Raw genomic sequence first — 19,005 nt, 5'->3', positions numbered from 1 at the left:
TTTCTAAAGAACAGAGTCTTTGGTTTTGAATACTCGCTTAAAGTATTCAGATGGTTCTTTTGGTTCTACAATATCATTTGTGATTCCTGCCAAATTTTTAGCCAAATTCTTTTTGTAACCTACTTGCATCTGTCTTTGGATTTGAATTCTTTGGGCCTGTGGTGAGCCTGCACCATGCATAGATTCTGTAAGATATCCTACTGCATTTCTACCCAAAGTCATATTTTCAATTAATCTTAAAATTCTCATTCTGTTTTCTACATCTACTCCTTTTCTTCCAACAAGATACTTTTTGAGTAGAGGTCCTGCTTCTGGATGTCTAAAGTCCTTCTCTGAAGGTAACGTAACTACTAGTCCGCCTGCAATATCTTGTGCCAGTCTACTAATCTCATATGGGAATCGAGTAACATTATGTTTACAAACCTGTGCAAGCATATCATCATTTAAGAAAACACCTGACTTCATCTTTTGTCCTTGGTGAGATGATGCAATACCTGCAGCAAATATTGTTTCATTAAGATGAGTCATCTCAATAATTTTATCTTTAATGTGGGAGACTTTTGGAATGCCATTATAATCTGCAATTGTTGCTGCAGCACCAATTAATACATCACCTAGACCTGTTTTACATACATAACTGCGTCTGTGATAACATGTGAATCTCTCTACAAGCATAGCTGCAAATTCAAATTCACCGTTCATGAAAATTTTATCCCATGGAATAAACACATTATCTAAAATCATTAATGCTTCTTGTCCTCCAAACTTTGCATTACCATCGTCAATATCACCTTCCTCCATACTTCTTGTGTCGCAAGATTGTCTACCGTAAATGTAAGTGACACCTTTAACATCTGCAGGAACTGCTCCAACAATTGCCCAGTCTTTATCATTTTCTGTTAGTCTAATTGTTGGCATTAAGATAATCCAGTGAGAGTTGATACAACCAGTCTGATGTGCTTTTGCACCTGAAACATAAACTCCATTTTCATCAGTTTTTACAATTCTTGTAAATAAATCAGGATCATCTTGTTCTGCAGGACCTTTACTTCTATCACCTTTAGGATCAGTCATGGCACCACCGATTACAAGATTTTCTTGTTGTACCATTTTTACAAATTCTAAAAATCTTTTATGATAATCTGTTCCATGTTTTTCATCAATTTCAAATGTAGTGGAGTGCAAAGAGTTCAAGGCATCCATTCCGACACATCTTTGGAAGCATGTTCCAGTGTTTTGTCCAAGTTTTCTCTGCATTTTATTTTGTAAAACTAAATCTTCTGCACTTTCAGCAATGTGTAAAAATCGATTAACTTTCAATCCAGTAATTGATGAATCAGCAGAAGCTAATCCTTCTTCACGAACTGCAAGATCATAAGTTTCTGCAACGGCATTAATTGATGGTCTAATCATTGGATGATCGACTGGTTCTTTAACTAATTCTCCAAAGAGGTAAATTTTGAGATCTCGACCTCTAAGACTTTCAATGTAATCATCACCTGTTCTAATTGTCTTTAAGACATTAGCCATGCTACATTATTGATTTTTATCTTGTATAAATATTCTAAATCAATTCAGGTTAAACTCTAGGAATAAAGTGCGATCAGAGGCCTATTCGGACATCAAGAATTCTACATCCTTTTCCTTTTTCCATGACTAGAACAGGGTTCATGTCTAATTCTTTGATCTCTTTAAAGTCTGAAACTAGTTGGGATAATCGTTGTATACATTCAGAGAGTTTTGCAATATCAGATGGCTTTTCGCCTCTAACACCTTGTAGTAATTTTTGGGTCTTAATTGATGCAATCATGTCATCAGCCTCTAGATTAGTTACAGGAGCTAGTTTGAATGTCACATCTTTGAGAACTTCAACATAGATTCCTCCCATCCCAAGCATGATAACAGGACCAAATCCAGGTTCAAGTTTTGAGCCTATGATGAGTTCTTTACCACCTTTTACCATCTCTACAATCAGTACGCCTTTAATCTCAGCTTTACTGTTGTATTTTTTAGCATTTTTGATAATTGTTTTGTAAGCTTCTTTTATTTCAGAATCATTTGTTAAATTAACTTTAACACCACCTGCATCGGATTTGTGAATAATTTGTGGAGATGCAATCTTCATTACAACAGGATAACCAATCTTCTTTGCAATTTTTACTGCCTCTACTTCATTTTTAGCAAGTGCACTTTTTGGTAAAGGTAAACCATATGCTTTGAGAACTTCTTGTCCTTCTTCCTCTAAGAGGTTTGGTCGCTTTTCTTTTTTTACTTTATCAAAAATTGCTTTTGCTTTAGTTTTGTTTACTTTGAATTTAGTAATTTTTCCATTTGGAGATTTAACCCAGTTTGAAAATTTAATCATTGCAGAAAGAGTTCTGATTGCACCTTCTGCATAATTATAATATGGAACATTACCCTTTGCTAAAATTTCTCTATTTGTAATTCCTTCATCTAATCCCATTAAACTTGCAAGCATTGTCTTTTTGTATTTTTTAGACATTGTAACAATTACTTCTGCTAATTTATCATAGTCTAGTGTTCCAGATGGCGTGCACATTGAGATAACAGAGCCAACTTTGGGATGAGTCAACACACGATCCAAAACATTATGGAATCTATTAAAATCAGCATCACCAACAATATCAACAGGATTTCTAGAACTTCCCCAAGGTGGAATTACTGCATCAATTTTTTTCCGGACACTAGTAATATCTGCCATCTTAATATTCATCTTTGAGCATGCATCGGTTGAGATAATTGCAGGACCTCCTGCATTTGAAACAATCACTAAGTCACCTCCTGCTGGAAGGGGTTGTTTTGAAAATGCTGTTGCATAGTCAAAGAGTTCCTCCATTGTATCAACTCGAATAGCACCTGATTGTTTGAGTAATGCATCATAGATTTCATCAGAGCCCATCAAGGCTCCAGTATGAGACATTGCAGCTTTTGCACCTTCTGGACTACGTCCTGATTTGAGTACAAGAACAGGTTTTTTGAGTTTTTTAGTAATATTTTTACAAACTTTAAGGAATTCTTGACCGTCTCCCATGTCTTCAAGATACATTACAATAACTTCGGTTTGCTTATGATTTGCAAGAATTTTTAGAATATCAACTTCGCTCATTACAGCTTTGTTACCAAGACTAACCACTGCAGAAAATCCAATTCCCTGTGCACTGGCATCTTCAACTAATGCTGCACATATTGCACCACTTTGTGATACAAGTGCAATTTTTCCAGATTTTGGTGTTACTTTAAGGAAAGTAGAATTCATCATTGTCTTCGGATCAAGATTCATGACACCAAGACAGTTAGGTCCAATGATTTGGATTTTGTATTTTTTAGCTATGTCTTTAATTTCTTGTTCTCGTTTAGCTCCTTCTTCATCAACTTCTTTGAAACCTGCTGTGATAATTATAACGCCTTTGACTTTTTTCTTTCCACATTCTTCTAATACAGGTGCAACCAATGTGTTTTTGATTACAATAACTGCAAGATCAATTGGTTTTGGAACATCTAAAACAGACTTGTAGGCTTTTTTGTAAAATACTGTATCTCTAGATGGACTAATTGGGTAAACTGTTCCTTTGAAACCATTCATAATGTTTGATGTAATTGTAGCACCAACACTTCCTCTCTTATCAGATGCACCAATCACTGCAATAGATTTTGGTGATAAGATAACAGAATCTGCCATAATAAATTCAATCTGAGATTTTGTATAATAAAGTTATTCTTGGAAATTTCTGATCTCTAGTTTTTAGCTTCCCAGCATTTTTCCTGCTAAATTCTCTTTTCTTGGAACCCAAACAATGGATAAATTAGAAAATTTTCCAATTAGTTCCCACGCTTCTCTAGCCAGATTTCTTAGTGCTTCATTATTTATTGCAAATTCATGATTTAGTTGGTTTACGGTATTCTTTGAATCACTGTAAATTGTAATTTCATCATTTGAATCAACATATTTGTTCAATGCAGAAATTATTGCTAGATATTCAGCCTGATTGTTTGTCAGATCAGATTTTTTTTCATAAAAGGATTCCCCAGTCTCTTTAACAAAATATCCATACCCACTACTAGTTCCACCAGAACCATCAACGTAAATGCTAATTGCCATCTTTATACAACCTTGTTATCTTTACAGTTAGATTTAGCACCATCATGTAAATAATTGTAGATATTCCTTGCGATAAAATTGATGCTAAATAAGGATCATAGTTTATTGTTAGTAAATAATACTGTAAAGCCCATCTAACTATAGTGTAAACAACTTCAGCAATTCCCAGTGAAGTGATTAATTTTTTTAAATCTTGTTTTAGTTTTACAGTATCAGTTTTTCCAGATTCTAATCGATATTTTTTCCTGTTATCAAAGTAAAATAAGCTACTAAAAACTGAAAAATAAATTGCATAATCTGCAATTGTAGTATATGTAGTGTTAAGAATATCATCTTGGTCAGATAAAACTTGAGCAATAACAGCTGAAATAATTATTGATGCTGCAAATGCTATGAGAACATTTTTGTTTAATTTTAGATATTCTTGTAACACATAATTGATTCATTTTTGTTACAAATAAACTAAGATTAGTCTAAAGTAATTTTTAGAAATATTATCAATCCTGCAAGTTCTGCAATTCCTACTCCTAACATGTATGGGAATATTTCATGTGAGAAAATCTCCTCCATTGAAAAATAAGCTAATGCACCAATGACATTATGCAAAAATAACATACCTGCAACAACTATCATACCTAATGGAAGCTGGGCCCGAGTACTCCCATACATCTTTCCAAATATACAGATTAGAATTCCAAGTATACCCATATTAGCAATTGAAACAATAGATAGTACTAGAGAAGTAGATTCCATTTAGTGTAAAACACCTCTAGAGCTTTTATTTACTTTTGTCCAATTTCCTTGCAATTTCTTCAAATGCCTCCATATTGACTTCAAGATAAGTTGAGATAAAATAGGTTACATTGTATTTTTCACCAACTTTAGTGATCATGTTATTTTTTTCTAATACTCTGATATGATGCTGAATGGCCTTGTAATCAAGACCCATTTCCTTTGCTAATTGATTTGTGTTAAATGGACTTTCCTTTAGTTTAGAAATTATTTTTAATCGATTCAATCCGCCTCTAGAACCTGCAAATACAAACCACAAGAGTCTTTTTGCATCAGAATCATTGGCCATATGTTACAAAATTCCTCCATATTTACTACTAAAAGGTATTCTGAGATAAGAAAAGTAGAAAGTATAAAAAACATAATCAGGCAATTTTGAGTGGATAAAAAATGATGTTAAATTATGATGCGCCTCTGTATAGACCACCATCAGAAGCTAGATCTTTAATTTTCCAAGTAACATTAGGATGTTCATTTAACGAATGCTCATTCTGTGATATGTATAGATCAAAAGAATATTCTGAAAGATCATGGGAAGATGTGAAAGCTGAAATTGATATGATGGCAGGTTATCAACCAGATACAAGACGAGTATTCCTTGCAGATGGTGATGCACTAAATCTTGATTCAGAATATATGATTAAAATTGTAAAATACATTAGAGAGAAATTTCAAAACATTGAAAGAATTTCATGTTATGCAATGCCTATGAATATTTTAAAGAAAACATCTGAAGAGTTAAAGAAAATGAATGAAGCAGGACTTGATATGTTCTACTTAGGAATTGAAAGTGGCTCAGATATTGTTCTAAAAAAAGTAACAAAAGGTGCAATTGCAAAAACAATTATCAAATCAGTGAACAAAGCAAAAGAAGCTGGATACGTAATGTCATGTATGGTGATTTTAGGACTGGGTGGAAAGAAATACTCAAAAGAGCATATCAAAGGTACTGCTGAAGTCATTAGTGCTTGCTCTCCTAATTATGTTGGTGCTTTAACTCTCTATCTAGAAAATGGAATTAAACAAGAATTTATTGACAAGTATGAAGGGGAATTTACCAAAATTGATGACGATGAATCATTAGAAGAACTATATGATTTGATTAATCAGATTGATACTAAAGAAGAGATTGTTTTCAGAGTAAATCATGGTTCAAATGCATATACAGTGAAAGGAACATTTCCTCAAGACAAACAAGCAATGTTAGATAAGGTAGAATGGATGAAGCAACATCCAGAGACTGTACGCCCAGAAGGATTACGTGGATTCTAAATTAGGTTTTCTGGATACATGTATACTACTTTGAAGATTTTTACTGAATAATCACCAGCAAAGATTTTACTAGTAATACCATTTTCAGATTTTAAAACTCTAAACTTGTATTCATAATTACCATTTGAACTCACATCTGTCTGAGCAAAATGAACAGCATCATTTTCTTTAAAAATTTGAATAATTACTGGATAACCTTCAACATGATTTGCAATCTTTCCTTCAACAAATGCCCAGGGTAAAGTATTATCTTCAGAAGAATGGAAAAATATAGTGGATTTTTCTAGTGCAATATTTCCACCAAGTGAAATAATTTCAGTTTGAGGCTCATGAGAATGGCCGTTGATCATTATTTGGCCAGGATGTGGATGGGCAAAAGCAGAATCAATAGAGAATGTCAATAGAAATGTCAAAACCAAAATACTTGAAAATAAAACAAGCTTGTTCATATTTGAATCAAGGAATCAGAGTAATTTAAGAATTCTTTATCTAAAGAATGTCAATTATAGATTTTAGATTATCTGGTAAATCTGGTAATTCAGTATGGCTTTCATTGTTTTGAAGAATTTCAGGGCCTATTCTTCTAACTCGTTGAGTTCCAATCAGAGTATCTATGTTTCTTTGAATATCTTTTTCAGATAAAATGGTTTTTAGTTTTTCATTTACAATTGCTTCATTTTCATATTTTTTTATCCCATATTGAACAAGAATAGTTTTTTCTTCAGATGAAAATTCAGTCATATTTTTGAAGAGTAGTTTATGGCTAATAGTCTTTTGTTAATCAAATATAGTTAAAATATGATGAATTGTGAATTGACTTACTTGGAAAGTAAAATTCAATTGATTTCAAATGTGTTAAAAATAAAAAGATATGCTGCCATTGCAATAATTAGCGGTACAGGGCTAGGAATAATCTATTACTTTTTGACAATGTCAATGCTACCATCTCACTTGAATACTACAATGGAGATAATGCCTTACTATATTTTAGCATCAGTTGGATTAACAGTTGGAATTTCGTCTCTAGCTGGAATCAATTTTGCAATGATGGCATTTAAGATTAAGAGAATGAAGATGATGAATTCTGTCAAATCAAATTCATCAGCCGTATTGGGTGGAGCATTTGCAGCATTTACACCCGGATGTCCTGCATGCACTGCACCTTTAGCAGTAATTTTAGGCGCAGTTGGAGGATTATCATTATTTCCAATGCAGGGATTAGAATTAAAGTTCATTTCAGTAGGAGTTTTAATTTTTTCAATTTGGTGGATTGCAAGAGGGCTACAAAGTAAAAGTTGTTGTAAAATAGGATAAAAATGGGCCCACGGGGATTTGAACCCCGGATCTTCGCCGTGTAAGGGCGACGTCATAACCGACCTGGACTATGAGCCCAGAAACCTACCTTGTTAAAATCCATTTAAACTTTGAGACAAGAGAAAATCTAGAAATTTGATAAGAAATCAAGAAAATCATGAATGATTATAGTTTTTTTTCCAGTCCAATCGGATTGGGTCATGTAACTCGAGACATTGCAATTGTAAATAATTTTGAAAATATTTCAACAAATTTTATCACAGGTAGTGGCGCTGCTAATATTCTAAAAAAATTAAATTTCAAAGTACAAGATCTTTATAATCCACCATCTTTCATTATTGAAAATGGTACTTTAAAGAATCCAGCAAAGTGGTTGTGGAATTATTATCAATATTATAGAGATTGTAAAAACATTTCAGAAGAATTACTTCAAAAAGATAAACCAGATTTGCTAATTAGTGATGAAGATTTTGCATCACTAACTGTTGCACAAAATATCAAAATCCCAACAGTATTAGTTACTGATGTTTTTGAGACACATTTCACTAAAGGTATAGCATCATTTATAGAAAAAAAGATGAATAAATCAATGCAAGAAATTATAAAAAAATGCGACGTTGTAATATTTCCAGAGATCGGAGATGACTATGATAATGTCAAAATGGTTGGACCCATAGTTAGACAAATAAATTCAACCAGAGATGAATTAAGAAAAAAGTTTTCTTTTGGAAAAAAAACCATACTCATATCAATTGGCGGTACAAGTGCAGGATTATTTCTAATTGAAAAAGCATTAGAGAGTATCTTAAAAATTAATCAAGAGCTGGACATAGTTTTAGTTTCAGGACCAGCAGTAAACAAAAAATATGAAAATGTAAGAAATCTAGGATTTGTAGATAACTTGCATGAATTAATTTTTGCAGCAGATGTAATTATTTCATTGGCAGGAAAATCAACAATAGATGAGGCTAAGGCATATGGCACTCCAGCAATATTCATACCAATAAAGGGACATTTTGAGCAAGAAGATAATGCAAGGGAGGTAGGTTTTGTTTTTGAGGATCTAGACAGATTACAAGAATTAATTCTAAAAAAACTAGAAGAAAAACGAATTAAAGTAAACACAACAGGTGCAAAGATTGCAGCTGAGATTATTCAAAAATTAACAAAATAACAATCAAATGCTTAATAGAAGGCGATTTTGATTTGTTAAAGTACTATGACTAAACTAATAGTTGCCAAATTTGGTGGCAGTGCACTAGGTCCAAATGGTGAATTTATTGCAAAAATTATTCAAAGAGTTGATAAATTAAAAACAGACTCCAAAGTGATTGCAGTCTTTTCAGCACCACTAACAATTTACAATGAAAAAAAACGTTCATTGACTGATGTTGTTTTGGAGCAGGGTAGAAATGCAGAGAAGGGAGAAAAACCATCTTTAGATATTGTAAAATCAACTTATCAAAAAATTCTGGAAAAAGTAGATGAGAATAATAAGGAAAATTGTATAAAAACAATTGATTATCATCTTGAAAAAGCACAAAGTGCACTAGATGAGGCCTATAAGAATAAAGAATTTGCAAATGAAGTACGTTCTAAAGCATTAGCATTTTCAGGCGAGATTTTAATGTCTCACGTAATGAACCACATCCTACGAAGTAATAATATCAAATCTGAAGCAGTAAAATTTGATGATTGGCCGATCATCACAGATAAAAATATAGAATTTACAAATTTTCTTGCTGCAGAATCTAGAGAGAGAATGAACAAAACTGTAGATCTTGTAGAGAATAATGAGGTAGTCACCATAGGCGGATTTATTGGAAAAACTGTAGACAATATCACTACAACATACGAGCGTGGTGGTTCAGATAGAACAGCAGCAGATCTAGGAATATTATTTCATAAAAAATATGAAACCAGTATAGATTTTGAAAAAGACAGTTCAGTGGTTTCAGCAGATCCAAAAATTGTTGATTCTGATCTAAGAGAAATTACTCAATTGTCATATAACGAAGCAAGACTTGCAGGAATGTTTGGGATGAAGATTTTAGATCCAATTGCAATTAAAGAAATTGTTGAAAATGGTGTAGACATACCAATTACTATTACTAATATGAAAGTCCCAGAAAAAATAACTACTATTAAGAGAAATTTAGAGGAACAAAAAGGACATCCAATAAAAATAGTTACAGGAAAAGAAAATTGTGCTATTTTTAGAATCGAGACAAGTGCTATTCAAAAATTATTAACATCTCTAGAAAAAGACAAACATTATAGTGAATTTGTTATTCTATCACCATTTACAAAAGATGGAATTGAATTTTCAAGAATATTGTTTTTAGATGGAGAATATGTGAAAAGAAATGAAAAATATCTTTTAGCTTTTGATTCACTTGCCACCATTACATTCAACAGAGGAGTCATTACACTAATCGGAGATGAAATGTGGAGAGTTCAGCAAGTAGCATCTAGAACTAGTGCAAAAATTGGTGAATCTGGATTAAACATATTGAACATGGATGCACAAGAGGAAACATCACGAATAATTATCGTTGTAGAAGATACACATGACAATATTGCAAAAGCCATCAAGGCAATTCATCAAGAAATTTCAAACATAAATTTTGAATAATGTAAATTGGCGTTACGGGCTTTCACCTGTAAACCGCCATCGTGGGTTTATTCTTGGACCTTTATCTAGAGTTAGTCCGGCGTTACCCAAAACACGCGATACTATAAGTTGAAGTTTCTAGTATATAGACCTGATCCATATAGATCTGTTCACATACGCTCAGCTACATACCAAAGAATGATACCTATTCCCAACAAGGCATACCACTTGTAATTTCTCTTATTCATGAAAATATTTGCTGAGCCTAAATCTTCATCTTTGTATGTAGTTAATCGAATTTTTCTCATTTCAAATGCCTGACCAACCAAGCCTATGACAAGTAAAATTATTCCAGCAAAGCCCAAAATCCATTCCATGGTATAATTTACGACTAATCAGATATGTAGTTTAAGGTGGCTCAAAATTAGTAAGAAAAATAATTCTTTAAATTAGCATAGATTTTTTGCTCTCCTATGAAAGAGATTGGTAAAATATGGATGAATGGGAAATTAGTGCCATTCAAAGATGCCAAAGTTCACGTTTTAACTCACGCATTACACTATTCAACATCAATTTTTGAAGGAATTAGATGCTATGATACCCCAAATGGATCTGCAATTTTCAGATTACCAGAACATGTTGATAGATTTTTCAAATCTGCAAAATTATATTCTATGAAAATGCAATTCTCAAAAAAAGTAATTTCAGATGCAATTGTAAAAACAGTTCAAGTAGGAGGACTCAAAGAGTCATACATTAGGCCACTGGCATATTATGGATACGGAACAATGGGATTAACTCCTACTACAAACAAAGTAGATGTTTCAATTGCTTGCTGGGAATGGAAGATGGGAGAATCAAAAGCGGGTAAATTTTCAGGAGCAAAATGTAAAGTATCTAGTTGGACCAAAATAGATTCAAGATCTCAGCCAATGCAAGCAAAAGCTGCATCAAACTATGCAAATGCTGCACTTGCAAGAATGGAAGCATTAGAAAATGGATATGATGAAGCAATCATGTTAAACTATCATGGTAAAGTTGCAGAAGGTAGTGCTGAAAATATTTTCATAATTAAAGATGATATTATTCAAACCCCTCCACTTTCAGCAGGAGGACTGGAGGGAATTACCAGAGATAGTATCATTCAGATTATTGAAGAGAATGGTGGATTTGTAATTGAACGTGATTTGGAACGAGATGATCTTTACAATGCAGATGAAATTTTTATGACAGGTACTGCAGCCGAAGTAAAGTCAGTAACTCAGATAGACAAAGTAAAAATTGGAAATGGAAAGATGGGCAGCATTACCAAAGCACTACAAAAATCATTTACTGACGTAGTCATGGGTAAAGATGAAAGATTCTTGCCTTGGTTGACATTTATCTAAATTCCATGAAGTTTTTTACCTGCAACAAGGACTAGAAATTATGGATTCGTGCTCTCCAGGGGAAACTCAAGAAATTTGTTGGTTTTGTAGAAAAGGTCGTCATGATGATTGTATGAAGGAAATTCCTACACAAGGAAAATCAGATGGGCCTCATGATTGTACATTCGATACAAAACTTATTCCTTGTAAATGTCAGCACTAAACAACTAATATCAAATACAGCTTTGTTTGAAAAATATTATGAATTACAATAAAGAATTTTGGGACAAATATTCAGATGAGAACGAATCAAGATATAATGAAGAATTTGCAAAATTTGTTCGAGATTTAGCTATCTCGTTACGTTGTGCAAGTGTTTTAGAGATTGGTTGCGGTACAGGAATAGATCTAAAACTATTTCCAGATACAATTCAATTTGGAGGCATTGATCTAAATGATCACGCATTAGATATAGCAAAAGAAAAAGTGCCAAATGGAAATTTCAAAAATGGGTCAATAACTGATCTTCCTTTTGAGGATTCATCAATAGATTTTGTTTTCACTCATGGATTAATGAATTATCTAAATGACGATACATTAGAAAAAGGAATTGCAGAAATGTTTAGAGTTTCAAGACGATGGATAATGAATTGTGAAAAATTTGATGAAATTGAAAAAAAGATTGACGAAAATCAAAAATCGCGCAACATGCAAAATAGATGGTTAAACTATAAAGTCAAATTTGTCAGCAATGTGGATATGCATGAGGACATAGAACCAGATAAACCTAGATTTACATTACTAAAAAAATTGTAATTTTATTTTGTTTGTAATTTTACTTGTGATATAGTAAGAATTTTGGGTAGAAGAATTGTAAAAGTAGTTGGATTATTCTCTATAGAAATCTCTCCCTGATGCTGCTCAACAATATTTTTACAGCTGGCCAACCCTAACCCAGTACCTTTTTGCTTAGTTGTAAACAAAGGCTCAAAGATTTTAGATTTATTTTCATCAGAAATTCCCTCTCCTGAATCAATGAATTTTAAAACTGCCAAGTTGCTTTGTTCAGATATTTTAATTTCAATTTTTCCTCCATTAGGCATTGCTTGAATTGAATTAACTATTAGATTGATAAACACGGCATCAAGTTTGACTATATCACAGTCAACTTTTACATCATTTTTATCCAATTTGATTTCTACATCATTTGGGATATTCACTTTATCTATAGAACTTTGAACAAGTTCCTTTAATGAAACATTTTTCAAATTTAGAGGAGAGTTTCTAACATAGCCTAAAACATCATCAACTTGATGGGAAATTCTATCAATGCTTTTTTCAATTAAGTTCATACGTTTTATCACAGTCTCATCAGATAATTTTGAATCTGCAGGTGATTGTTTGATTAAATCTAGGGACATTTTCATTACGGATAAAGGGTTTCTCAAATCATGTGCAAGACGACCAGATAATTCACCTATTGCAGATAATCGTTCAGATTTTAAAATTTCATGTGTTTTCTCTTCAATAAGATTTTCCAGATTATCTCGTTGTTCAATAAGTTCATTGGTTCTCATTTTTACAAGACGTGAAAGATTTTTGTTGATTGTGATAACTATGGCTGCAAATACTGCCAACATTGCAACAACACCCAACATTATAGTTTGATTTGAAGAGGCTTGATCAGTTTCAATAAATATTGAATGAATTAAAGCCATGAAAATTACCATACAAACTATTGCCAATGTTAATGGAATTCCAAATTTACTAATAGTTTCAAACTTTACATTTTCAGAGAAGAACATCGAACTGTTTTGTTCGCCTGGAATATTTGCAATTTTTAGACGAATGTGAAATGCAAAAACTATCAGAACATAGGTGTAAAGCCATAACAGATCCACAGGATGTCCATCATAGTAGGTCCCATCAAGTTCTGCAAATAAGAAAAATGTATCAGCTATTGTATAAATAATAAAACCAAACAAAATTAACATCCATGAAAGACTTGCTCCCTGTTTTGTAAGATACATGATACCAACAATTGCTGGAACAACTTGAATAGCACCTAGAATTGGATATAAAAGAGCAATTGAGGTTGCAAATGCTTCTTCTTCAAACATATCATCATATGCAGCTAAAACAGAAGGAATCAAAAATGAAATTGCCAATCCGATTGCAAACAACCAAACATTTCTTCCGGTTTTTCTTAGAACAGGTTTTAAGGACATGAATAGAAAAATAGTCATTAATGGATATGCAGCGATATAGAAAATGTCAGCTTCAGATGGGAATGGGGCGCCTTCCCATACATGATCATATAATTGCCAAATTTGTTCTGCAATAAACCAAAATGCAGCAGCTATAGCAAATAAAATGAATCCTTTTGCCTGATAGCTATTTCGTTTGTAAAGTTTTATTGCAAGTAAGGTAGAATAAAGCGTAACTAATCCTGGAAGAATTGCATATGCCGGGATTGCAATATATGAGAATTGAGTATCATCTAAAAAAGGTCTTAACTGATAGATTGCCGTAATTGCAATCATTACAATAACAAGACCAACAATAGTATTCTTGTTACTATCAATTGCAATTTTTGATATAGTATCTTTTTGACTCATTTCATGTATCCTCTTAACTTCATATGTTTTCCAAAATATCTAGCATATACGTATTCAAGTAATTTCAATTGCATTTTTCCTTAAAAACCATTGACAAAATTCATAGATAATTAGGAATGTGTCATATTTTTTACTTACGTATTGTTTAATAATAAAGTATGAGTATAGTATTTGGGCATGGGTAGAACAATTCTAGTAGTAGAGGATGATGTAGATTTAATTGGAATCTACAAAGAAATTTTAGAATTACATGAATTTGATGTAGATACGGCATTTGATGGTGAAGAAGGAGTTAGAAAATACATAGAAAAAAGACCTTCTCTTGTAATCATGGATGGAGACATGCCCATTCTTGATGGATATCAAGCATTCAAGCAGATTAAGGAAATAGATGCAAATGCAAATGTCGTTATCGTAACTGGTTTCTCAGAGTTTGAACCTAAAAGTCAAGAAGCAATCAGACAAGGATTGATCAAAGTTATTTCAAAACCACTTGGTGTTGATGAATTATTAGAGTTGGCAAAAAAGTATACAGAAATTAAAGTATAGCAATAGTTTTTTTCAAAAAATTATCTATAGAAATTAAAAGCGGGTCTAAAGGGATTCGGACCCTTGACAACCGGATTAAGAGTCCGGTGCGCTACCTGGCTGCGCCATAGACCCACCAAAATAGATATGCCCAGAGTTGTTATTAATCTTAAGATTTTAAAATAAATGAAAATTTAGTTTTGTGCTTTAGCTTCAATTTCATTGTATTTTTCAATGATTGCAGTAAGTGCAGTTGAAACTGGAACATCATTCATCTTTTTCTTTTCGGCTAGAAGTTTTTGGTATGCATCTAATGTAATGTATACTGGAATTGAACCGTTTCCTTCTAGTAATCCTCTAACGTTGTAAAGAGCAGTTTCCATTCCTTTTTCAGCAGATTTTGCAAATTTTGCTTTATCCAAAATAGCTCCCAGAGGACCAAATGGCATATCATAGTCTACTGACATGGTTACTCTTGTAAGATTATTACCTAATGCTTTGAATTCGTTGGTAATTTGCCAGTTCTTGAAAGGGCCTTCAATTTGCTTGGCAGTGATTCTCTCATTTTTAATGAATTCAGTTGTCTCACAATCCCACTCTAAACGTTTTCCGCTAAAGTCACCGATAATTCTAAAGGTTGTACCAACACCCATCCCTTCTTTGATGTCCATAGGAACGACTGTCATACCTACTGTGTCATTTTTGATTTGATCAGAAACATGTTCTGGTCTTGCAAAGTAGGTGAAAACATTCTCTACAGGTGTTTTAATATCGATTGATTTTGTTACGAGGGTCAACGATTGAGTTTCTTGCCAATAAGGATTTAAAGGTTTTGAAGATTTTCCTATTAAAATTGATTTACAATATATTCATCGAGTTTGCAGATATTTTAAATGGTAAAAAAGCGATCAATTTTCTTGATTTTTCTTTTTATATTTTCATCATATTCTGGATTGGATTCAGTTTATGCGCATTCCATGTTTAATTCTGCAGAGCAATCTTTAGGTGATTACAGAGTCCAAGTAGCCACAGCACCAGAATTTCCACAAATTGATGAACCATCTCAATTTCTAATCAAAGTAACAAAAGGATTTGATTATGAAGAAGTGGATAATTTTACAATGGGCATTAGAGTGTACTATAACGATCAACAAATAGATGCAATTCCTCCAACATCAGTAGAAGGTTCTCATTGGGATTTTGATTATGTTTGGAAAAATATAGGAAATCATATTGTTAAAGTTGATTTGTATGATATGGAAGGATCTAGTAGAGTCTTAACTTATACATTTAACATGGGAACACAGAGTCCATTTGGAATACTCTTCATTGGTGCAATAACTACAGGTGCTTTTGTATTTTTAGGAGTAATGTTGTATATTTACTTGCCAAAAATTTTAAAAAAATCTAAGCAGGAATAGATTTTGAGGATTTTGCTATTCTAAATGCAAATAATACAGTTAGTAACACCATAGCAAATAGCCAAATTCCTATTCCTAAATGAATTGCAACTAGAACTGCATGAAGTTTAGTATCAATTACCAATGCACCTAATGTAATTTGAGTAATGACTAATCCAGTTGCAAGGGAACTGGTAATTTTGATTTTCAAATCAGAATTCTTGTTGATAAGACTAGCAACCATAGTTGCAATTACTAATGCTCCAGTGGTTGCAGCAGTTGTTCTGTGAACCCATTCAACAAGATATTCTTCAGAAGGCATCACACCGTTTGGACATAAAGGCCACTCAGGACAAGTTAATCCAAGTCCTGCTGCGGAAATATATCCACCAATAAACATCAGCGAATACAAAACAATCAATGTTGTTAATGCAAGATATTGTATTGCCAATATTTTCTATTCTAATTTACTGTTATTATACCTGTCATCCAAGGATGTACCATACAATAGTAAGGATATTCACCTGCGTCATCTAATGTAACTGAGAAAGTACCACCTGCCATAAACAAACTACTATCAAAGATTCCATCAGGAGCTCCTGGTAATCCACTTGTAACGGTGTGTGCTGCAGAGTCATCATTTGACCAAGTAATTTCTTCACCTGCTGAAACTGTAACATGATATGGAATATAGCATTCATTTGTGTCATCACATCCCGGAACTCCGGAACCATCTGGGAGAGATATTGTACCATCAAATGCTACAGGTTCTGGGGCCATTTCTTTTTCCATTACCTCTGGTTCTGGGGCGGCCATTTCTTTTTCCATTACCTCTGGTTCTGGTACTGCCTCCATTACTTCTTCTTCAACTGAAACATCCCCTACAATGATTTTACCCACCATTCCTTGTTCTCGGTGACCTGGAACTGTACAAATGTAATAATAAACTCCATCTTCACCTGCGATAAATTCTGAAGAACCACTTTCACCTGGTTTTAATGGATTTGATGCTGTTGCAACTTCGCTTCCTGCAACAACTCCTCCAAAGCCTTCATCTAAAGGCGTTACACCAAAGGAGTGGAATGATTTTCCGGCATTATCTACATTAAAGATTACTTTGTCTCCAACTTCCATATTGATTGTTGGATTATTATCAGGTTCACCTGGCAATGCATTAAACGCCAAAGTCCTAAAGTCAGATGATTCAATAAAATGAAGATCTTGTGTCAGGGTTGCACCTGTGTGAGCTGCTGGACCTGCAGAACCTGAATCACCTGCCATCATTGCTACAACTGGGGCTGGTTCTGATATCCAATAGTCCCACATTGAAAAGAAGATTGCTCCACCAACAATGCAGATGCCTAACATGATAATCATCATTTTTCCAGTTCTGGCTGGAGTTGTTCTGTAAATTTGGGAATTATCGTGACTCATTTCATATATCTCCTAATGTGATGGGTTCTTTGCCTCAAATGGATAGTAATACTTGCCACCGACTCCAAATGGGTCTTCGGTATTTGCAAGTTTTCCTTTTCCAGAACTGTAAATCATGTTTGCTAAGAAGATTGCCATACTGACACCAATAATCATTGCTCCTACTGTTGCAATTTGGTTCATAGCAATCCATTCTGGGATTGGCGGATAATCGAAAATTCTTCTTGGCATTCCATACAAGCCAAGTACGTGCTGGGTAAAGAACACTAGAACAGTTCCTACAAAAGACATTATAAAATGAATTTTACCCATTGTTTCATTATACATTCTTCCAGTTACATATGGGAACATGTAGTATAGGAAACCAATTGATCCAAATGCAATTGTACCCATCACAAAGAGATGGAAGTGACCTACTACCCAGTATGTATCGTGTGTTGTAAAGTCTAATGGCATAGCAGCATTTGCAACGCCACCTGCACCTGCAGAGAAGAATAATGCAATACCACCAACTGCCCACATCATTGGGGTTGAGAATTTGATTCTACCATTCCACATTGTTGCTACAAAGTTGAATACGTGCATGGCAGATGCTGGAACTGCTGCAAGAGTTCCTACCATAAATACAGTTTTTTCAGTAAATGACATTCCGGTTGCGTACATATGGTGAGCCCATGAGGAGAAACCGACAATAGATAACAAAACAAATGCAAAGACACCAGAGTTGTAACTGTAAATTGGTTTTCTTGAAAATCTTGGAATGATTTCATACATCATACCAATTGCAGGAATTACCAATACATACACTTCAGGATGGAATGTAAACCAAAACAAGTGGGCATATGCAATAGGATCTCCACCCATTGCAGGATTGAAGAATCCACTTACTCCAAGTCTGTCAGTTAACAACATCAAAAGTGCTGCTGCAAATGTTGGAATTGCAACAAGGATAATCAAAGATGATGATAAGAAAGACCATGCTAACAATGGAACCTGACCAATTGACATGTCAGGATGCTTACATTTGAGAATTGTAACTACAAAGTTAATTGCACCAAGTACTGATGAGATACCTAAAATTTTCAATCCAAATATCCACATGTCTGCAGCAGGACCAGGAGCACTAATAATAGAATATGGAGGTGTTGCATACCAAGTAAAGTCTGCAAATCCCAACCAGATGAGCGCACCAGCTGGAGGAATCATCCAAAATGCAATTGCATTAAGTTTTGGATAGGCCATGTCTTTGTATCTGACCATAATTGGAACGTAGTAGTTACCAACTGCAGATGCAAACGGAATGATAAACAAGAAAATTAACGTTGTACCGTGAACCGTAAAAATTCTGTTAAAGGTCATAGCATCACCAATAATTTGTGCACCAGGTAAGAACAATTCTGCTCTAATTGCAAGAGCTAAGGAACCACCTAAGAACAAGAATGCTAGTGATGAAATTAGATAGAGTAAACCAACATCAGTGTGATGTGTTGAGAACATTATTTGCCAAATTGGACGTGGCTTTTGTAATTCTAGAACCATTAGATAA

The 19,005-nt window shown here is 33.6% G+C and carries 23 protein-coding genes and 2 tRNA genes; 9 read left to right on the top strand and 16 right to left on the bottom strand.

Annotated elements, in window-relative coordinates; translation table 11 throughout:
* Nucleotides 1-3: 3 nt before the first annotated feature.
* From C5F49_RS01065 to C5F49_RS01040, 6 genes are all read right to left on the bottom strand, one after another.
* Nucleotides 4-1,530 carry a 4-hydroxyphenylacetate 3-hydroxylase family protein gene (locus tag C5F49_RS01065; protein ID WP_179362925.1) on the bottom strand — a complete coding sequence of 509 codons (1,527 nt, stop codon included), beginning with the start codon at nt 1,528-1,530 and terminating at the stop codon, nt 4-6.
* Nucleotides 1,531-1,603: 73 nt separating this feature from the next.
* Complete coding sequence (locus C5F49_RS01060) at nt 1,604-3,700, bottom strand: 4-hydroxybutyrate--CoA ligase (protein WP_179362924.1); 2,097 nt, start codon at nt 3,698-3,700, stop codon at nt 1,604-1,606.
* Between the two features lie 63 nt (nt 3,701-3,763).
* Nucleotides 3,764-4,120, bottom strand: coding sequence for a reverse transcriptase-like protein (locus tag C5F49_RS01055; RefSeq protein WP_179362923.1), 357 nt, complete (start codon nt 4,118-4,120; stop codon nt 3,764-3,766).
* The gene (locus tag C5F49_RS01050) at nt 4,110-4,553 is read right to left on the bottom strand and encodes a hypothetical protein (protein WP_179362922.1); all 444 of its coding nucleotides are present in this window, start codon (nt 4,551-4,553) and stop codon (nt 4,110-4,112) included. Before C5F49_RS01050 ends, C5F49_RS01055 begins: the two co-directional genes overlap by 11 nt.
* A 35-nt stretch (nt 4,554-4,588) precedes the next feature.
* Nucleotides 4,589-4,873: a DUF8036 family membrane protein gene (locus tag C5F49_RS01045; RefSeq protein WP_179362921.1), complete on the bottom strand. Its 285-nt coding sequence runs from the start codon at nt 4,871-4,873 to the stop codon at nt 4,589-4,591.
* 25 nt (nt 4,874-4,898) lie between these two features.
* Nucleotides 4,899-5,201, bottom strand: a complete 303-nt coding sequence (locus tag C5F49_RS01040; RefSeq protein WP_179362920.1) for an ArsR/SmtB family transcription factor — start codon at nt 5,199-5,201, stop codon at nt 4,899-4,901.
* Nucleotides 5,202-5,302: 101 nt separating this feature from the next.
* On the opposite strand from C5F49_RS01040, the gene C5F49_RS01035 reads away from it, so the two are divergent.
* On the top strand, nt 5,303-6,184 hold the full coding sequence (locus tag C5F49_RS01035; RefSeq protein WP_179362919.1) for a radical SAM protein: 882 nt from the start codon (nt 5,303-5,305) through the stop codon (nt 6,182-6,184).
* Here the strand turns inward: C5F49_RS01035 and C5F49_RS01030 are convergent.
* Together C5F49_RS01030 and C5F49_RS01025 are read right to left on the bottom strand one after the other, a co-directional pair.
* Nucleotides 6,181-6,633, bottom strand: a complete 453-nt coding sequence (locus C5F49_RS01030; RefSeq protein WP_179362918.1) for a hypothetical protein — start codon at nt 6,631-6,633, stop codon at nt 6,181-6,183. The genes C5F49_RS01035 and C5F49_RS01030 overlap by 4 nt on opposite strands.
* 40 nt (nt 6,634-6,673) lie before the next feature.
* Complete coding sequence (locus C5F49_RS01025) at nt 6,674-6,925, bottom strand: hypothetical protein (RefSeq protein WP_179362917.1); 252 nt, start codon at nt 6,923-6,925, stop codon at nt 6,674-6,676.
* 81 nt (nt 6,926-7,006) lie between these two features.
* On the opposite strand from C5F49_RS01025, the gene C5F49_RS01020 reads away from it, so the two are divergent.
* The gene (locus C5F49_RS01020) at nt 7,007-7,498 is read left to right on the top strand and encodes a hypothetical protein (RefSeq protein WP_246275349.1); all 492 of its coding nucleotides are present in this window, start codon (nt 7,007-7,009) and stop codon (nt 7,496-7,498) included.
* A gap of 3 nt (nt 7,499-7,501) precedes the next feature.
* Here C5F49_RS01020 and C5F49_RS01015 read toward each other — a convergent pair.
* A tRNA-Val gene (locus C5F49_RS01015) sits at nt 7,502-7,576 on the bottom strand.
* 79 nt (nt 7,577-7,655) lie between these two features.
* Between C5F49_RS01015 and C5F49_RS01010 the strand changes: the two genes are divergently transcribed.
* Nucleotides 7,656-8,672, top strand: coding sequence for a glycosyltransferase (locus C5F49_RS01010; protein ID WP_179362915.1), 1,017 nt, complete (start codon nt 7,656-7,658; stop codon nt 8,670-8,672).
* Nucleotides 8,673-8,717: 45 nt separating this feature from the next.
* On the top strand, nt 8,718-10,133 hold the full coding sequence (locus tag C5F49_RS01005; RefSeq protein ID WP_179362914.1) for an amino acid kinase family protein: 1,416 nt from the start codon (nt 8,718-8,720) through the stop codon (nt 10,131-10,133).
* Between the two features lie 149 nt (nt 10,134-10,282).
* Here the strand turns inward: C5F49_RS01005 and C5F49_RS01000 are convergent, their stop codons facing one another.
* Nucleotides 10,283-10,489: a hypothetical protein gene (locus tag C5F49_RS01000; RefSeq protein WP_179362913.1), complete on the bottom strand. Its 207-nt coding sequence runs from the start codon at nt 10,487-10,489 to the stop codon at nt 10,283-10,285.
* A 96-nt stretch (nt 10,490-10,585) separates the two neighbouring features.
* On the opposite strand from C5F49_RS01000, the gene C5F49_RS00995 reads away from it, so the two are divergent.
* From C5F49_RS00995 to C5F49_RS00985, 3 genes are read left to right on the top strand one after another with little or no spacing between them, the layout of a single operon-like run.
* Nucleotides 10,586-11,500, top strand: a complete 915-nt coding sequence (locus tag C5F49_RS00995) for a branched-chain amino acid transaminase (RefSeq protein ID WP_179362912.1) — start codon at nt 10,586-10,588, stop codon at nt 11,498-11,500.
* A gap of 40 nt (nt 11,501-11,540) precedes the next feature.
* A complete protein-coding gene (locus C5F49_RS00990; RefSeq protein ID WP_179362911.1) occupies nt 11,541-11,702 on the top strand; it encodes a hypothetical protein in 162 nt (53 codons plus the stop codon).
* Between the two features lie 38 nt (nt 11,703-11,740).
* Nucleotides 11,741-12,295: a class I SAM-dependent methyltransferase gene (locus C5F49_RS00985; RefSeq protein WP_179362910.1), complete on the top strand. Its 555-nt coding sequence runs from the start codon at nt 11,741-11,743 to the stop codon at nt 12,293-12,295.
* 2 nt (nt 12,296-12,297) lie between these two features.
* Here the strand turns inward: C5F49_RS00985 and C5F49_RS00980 are convergent, their stop codons facing one another.
* Entirely contained in the window at nt 12,298-14,097 is a 1,800-nt protein-coding gene (locus C5F49_RS00980) for a sensor histidine kinase (RefSeq protein WP_179362909.1), read from the bottom strand.
* Nucleotides 14,098-14,274: 177 nt separating this feature from the next.
* Here C5F49_RS00980 and C5F49_RS00975 point away from each other — a divergent pair, with 177 nt between their 5' ends.
* Nucleotides 14,275-14,646 carry a response regulator gene (locus C5F49_RS00975; RefSeq protein WP_179362908.1) on the top strand — a complete coding sequence of 124 codons (372 nt, stop codon included), beginning with the start codon at nt 14,275-14,277 and terminating at the stop codon, nt 14,644-14,646.
* Nucleotides 14,647-14,686: 40 nt separating this feature from the next.
* On the opposite strand, the gene C5F49_RS00970 is transcribed toward C5F49_RS00975, so the two are convergent.
* Both C5F49_RS00970 and C5F49_RS00965 read right to left on the bottom strand, forming a co-directional pair.
* Nucleotides 14,687-14,760 (bottom strand) — tRNA-Lys (locus tag C5F49_RS00970).
* Between the two features lie 59 nt (nt 14,761-14,819).
* Nucleotides 14,820-15,422 carry an SRPBCC family protein gene (locus C5F49_RS00965; protein WP_179362907.1) on the bottom strand — a complete coding sequence of 201 codons (603 nt, stop codon included), beginning with the start codon at nt 15,420-15,422 and terminating at the stop codon, nt 14,820-14,822.
* Between the two features lie 96 nt (nt 15,423-15,518).
* Between C5F49_RS00965 and C5F49_RS00960 the strand changes: the two genes are divergently transcribed.
* The gene (locus C5F49_RS00960; protein WP_179362906.1) at nt 15,519-16,046 is read left to right on the top strand and encodes a hypothetical protein; all 528 of its coding nucleotides are present in this window, start codon (nt 15,519-15,521) and stop codon (nt 16,044-16,046) included.
* Here C5F49_RS00960 and C5F49_RS00955 read toward each other — a convergent pair.
* The 3 genes from C5F49_RS00955 to C5F49_RS00945 are packed head-to-tail and all read right to left on the bottom strand — an operon-like array spanning nt 16,033 to nt 18,998.
* Entirely contained in the window at nt 16,033-16,476 is a 444-nt protein-coding gene (locus tag C5F49_RS00955) for a COX15/CtaA family protein (RefSeq protein ID WP_179362904.1), read from the bottom strand. The genes C5F49_RS00960 and C5F49_RS00955 overlap by 14 nt on opposite strands.
* An 11-nt stretch (nt 16,477-16,487) precedes the next feature.
* Entirely contained in the window at nt 16,488-17,459 is a 972-nt protein-coding gene (locus tag C5F49_RS00950) for a plastocyanin/azurin family copper-binding protein (RefSeq protein WP_179362903.1), read from the bottom strand.
* Nucleotides 17,460-17,471: 12 nt separating this feature from the next.
* Entirely contained in the window at nt 17,472-18,998 is a 1,527-nt protein-coding gene (locus tag C5F49_RS00945; RefSeq protein ID WP_179362902.1) for a cytochrome c oxidase subunit I, read from the bottom strand.
* Nucleotides 18,999-19,005: the final 7 nt, after the last annotated feature.

The sequence above is a fragment of the Nitrosopumilus oxyclinae genome (genome assembly GCF_013407165.1).
In the GTDB taxonomy this organism is placed as follows: domain Archaea; phylum Thermoproteota; class Nitrososphaeria; order Nitrososphaerales; family Nitrosopumilaceae; genus Nitrosopumilus; species Nitrosopumilus oxyclinae.
This window is presented reverse-complemented; position numbering and strand designations above follow the sequence as displayed.

What these genes read in the sequence shown, in the direction of transcription:
- C5F49_RS01010 (WP_179362915.1), top strand. Translation starts at nt 7,656, where the DNA reads ATGAATGATTATAGTTTTTTTTCCAGTCCAATCGGATTGGGTCATGTA.
- C5F49_RS01025 (WP_179362917.1), bottom strand. Translation starts at nt 6,925, where the DNA reads ATGACTGAATTTTCATCTGAAGAAAAAACTATTCTTGTTCAATATGGG.
- C5F49_RS01035 (WP_179362919.1), top strand. Translation starts at nt 5,303, where the DNA reads ATGATGTTAAATTATGATGCGCCTCTGTATAGACCACCATCAGAAGCT.
- C5F49_RS01030 (WP_179362918.1), bottom strand. Translation starts at nt 6,633, where the DNA reads ATGAACAAGCTTGTTTTATTTTCAAGTATTTTGGTTTTGACATTTCTA.
- C5F49_RS01060 (WP_179362924.1), bottom strand. Translation starts at nt 3,700, where the DNA reads ATGGCAGATTCTGTTATCTTATCACCAAAATCTATTGCAGTGATTGGT.
- C5F49_RS00960 (WP_179362906.1), top strand. Translation starts at nt 15,519, where the DNA reads ATGGTAAAAAAGCGATCAATTTTCTTGATTTTTCTTTTTATATTTTCA.
- C5F49_RS01040 (WP_179362920.1), bottom strand. Translation starts at nt 5,201, where the DNA reads ATGGCCAATGATTCTGATGCAAAAAGACTCTTGTGGTTTGTATTTGCA.
- C5F49_RS00950 (WP_179362903.1), bottom strand. Translation starts at nt 17,459, where the DNA reads ATGAGTCACGATAATTCCCAAATTTACAGAACAACTCCAGCCAGAACT.
- C5F49_RS01005 (WP_179362914.1), top strand. Translation starts at nt 8,718, where the DNA reads ATGACTAAACTAATAGTTGCCAAATTTGGTGGCAGTGCACTAGGTCCA.
- C5F49_RS00995 (WP_179362912.1), top strand. Translation starts at nt 10,586, where the DNA reads ATGAAAGAGATTGGTAAAATATGGATGAATGGGAAATTAGTGCCATTC.
- C5F49_RS00945 (WP_179362902.1), bottom strand. Translation starts at nt 18,998, where the DNA reads ATGGTTCTAGAATTACAAAAGCCACGTCCAATTTGGCAAATAATGTTC.
- C5F49_RS01045 (WP_179362921.1), bottom strand. Translation starts at nt 4,873, where the DNA reads ATGGAATCTACTTCTCTAGTACTATCTATTGTTTCAATTGCTAATATG.
- C5F49_RS01055 (WP_179362923.1), bottom strand. Translation starts at nt 4,120, where the DNA reads ATGGCAATTAGCATTTACGTTGATGGTTCTGGTGGAACTAGTAGTGGG.
- C5F49_RS01000 (WP_179362913.1), bottom strand. Translation starts at nt 10,489, where the DNA reads ATGGAATGGATTTTGGGCTTTGCTGGAATAATTTTACTTGTCATAGGC.
- C5F49_RS00985 (WP_179362910.1), top strand. Translation starts at nt 11,741, where the DNA reads ATGAATTACAATAAAGAATTTTGGGACAAATATTCAGATGAGAACGAA.
- C5F49_RS00990 (WP_179362911.1), top strand. Translation starts at nt 11,541, where the DNA reads ATGGATTCGTGCTCTCCAGGGGAAACTCAAGAAATTTGTTGGTTTTGT.
- C5F49_RS00980 (WP_179362909.1), bottom strand. Translation starts at nt 14,097, where the DNA reads ATGAGTCAAAAAGATACTATATCAAAAATTGCAATTGATAGTAACAAG.
- C5F49_RS00975 (WP_179362908.1), top strand. Translation starts at nt 14,275, where the DNA reads ATGGGTAGAACAATTCTAGTAGTAGAGGATGATGTAGATTTAATTGGA.
- C5F49_RS01065 (WP_179362925.1), bottom strand. Translation starts at nt 1,530, where the DNA reads ATGGCTAATGTCTTAAAGACAATTAGAACAGGTGATGATTACATTGAA.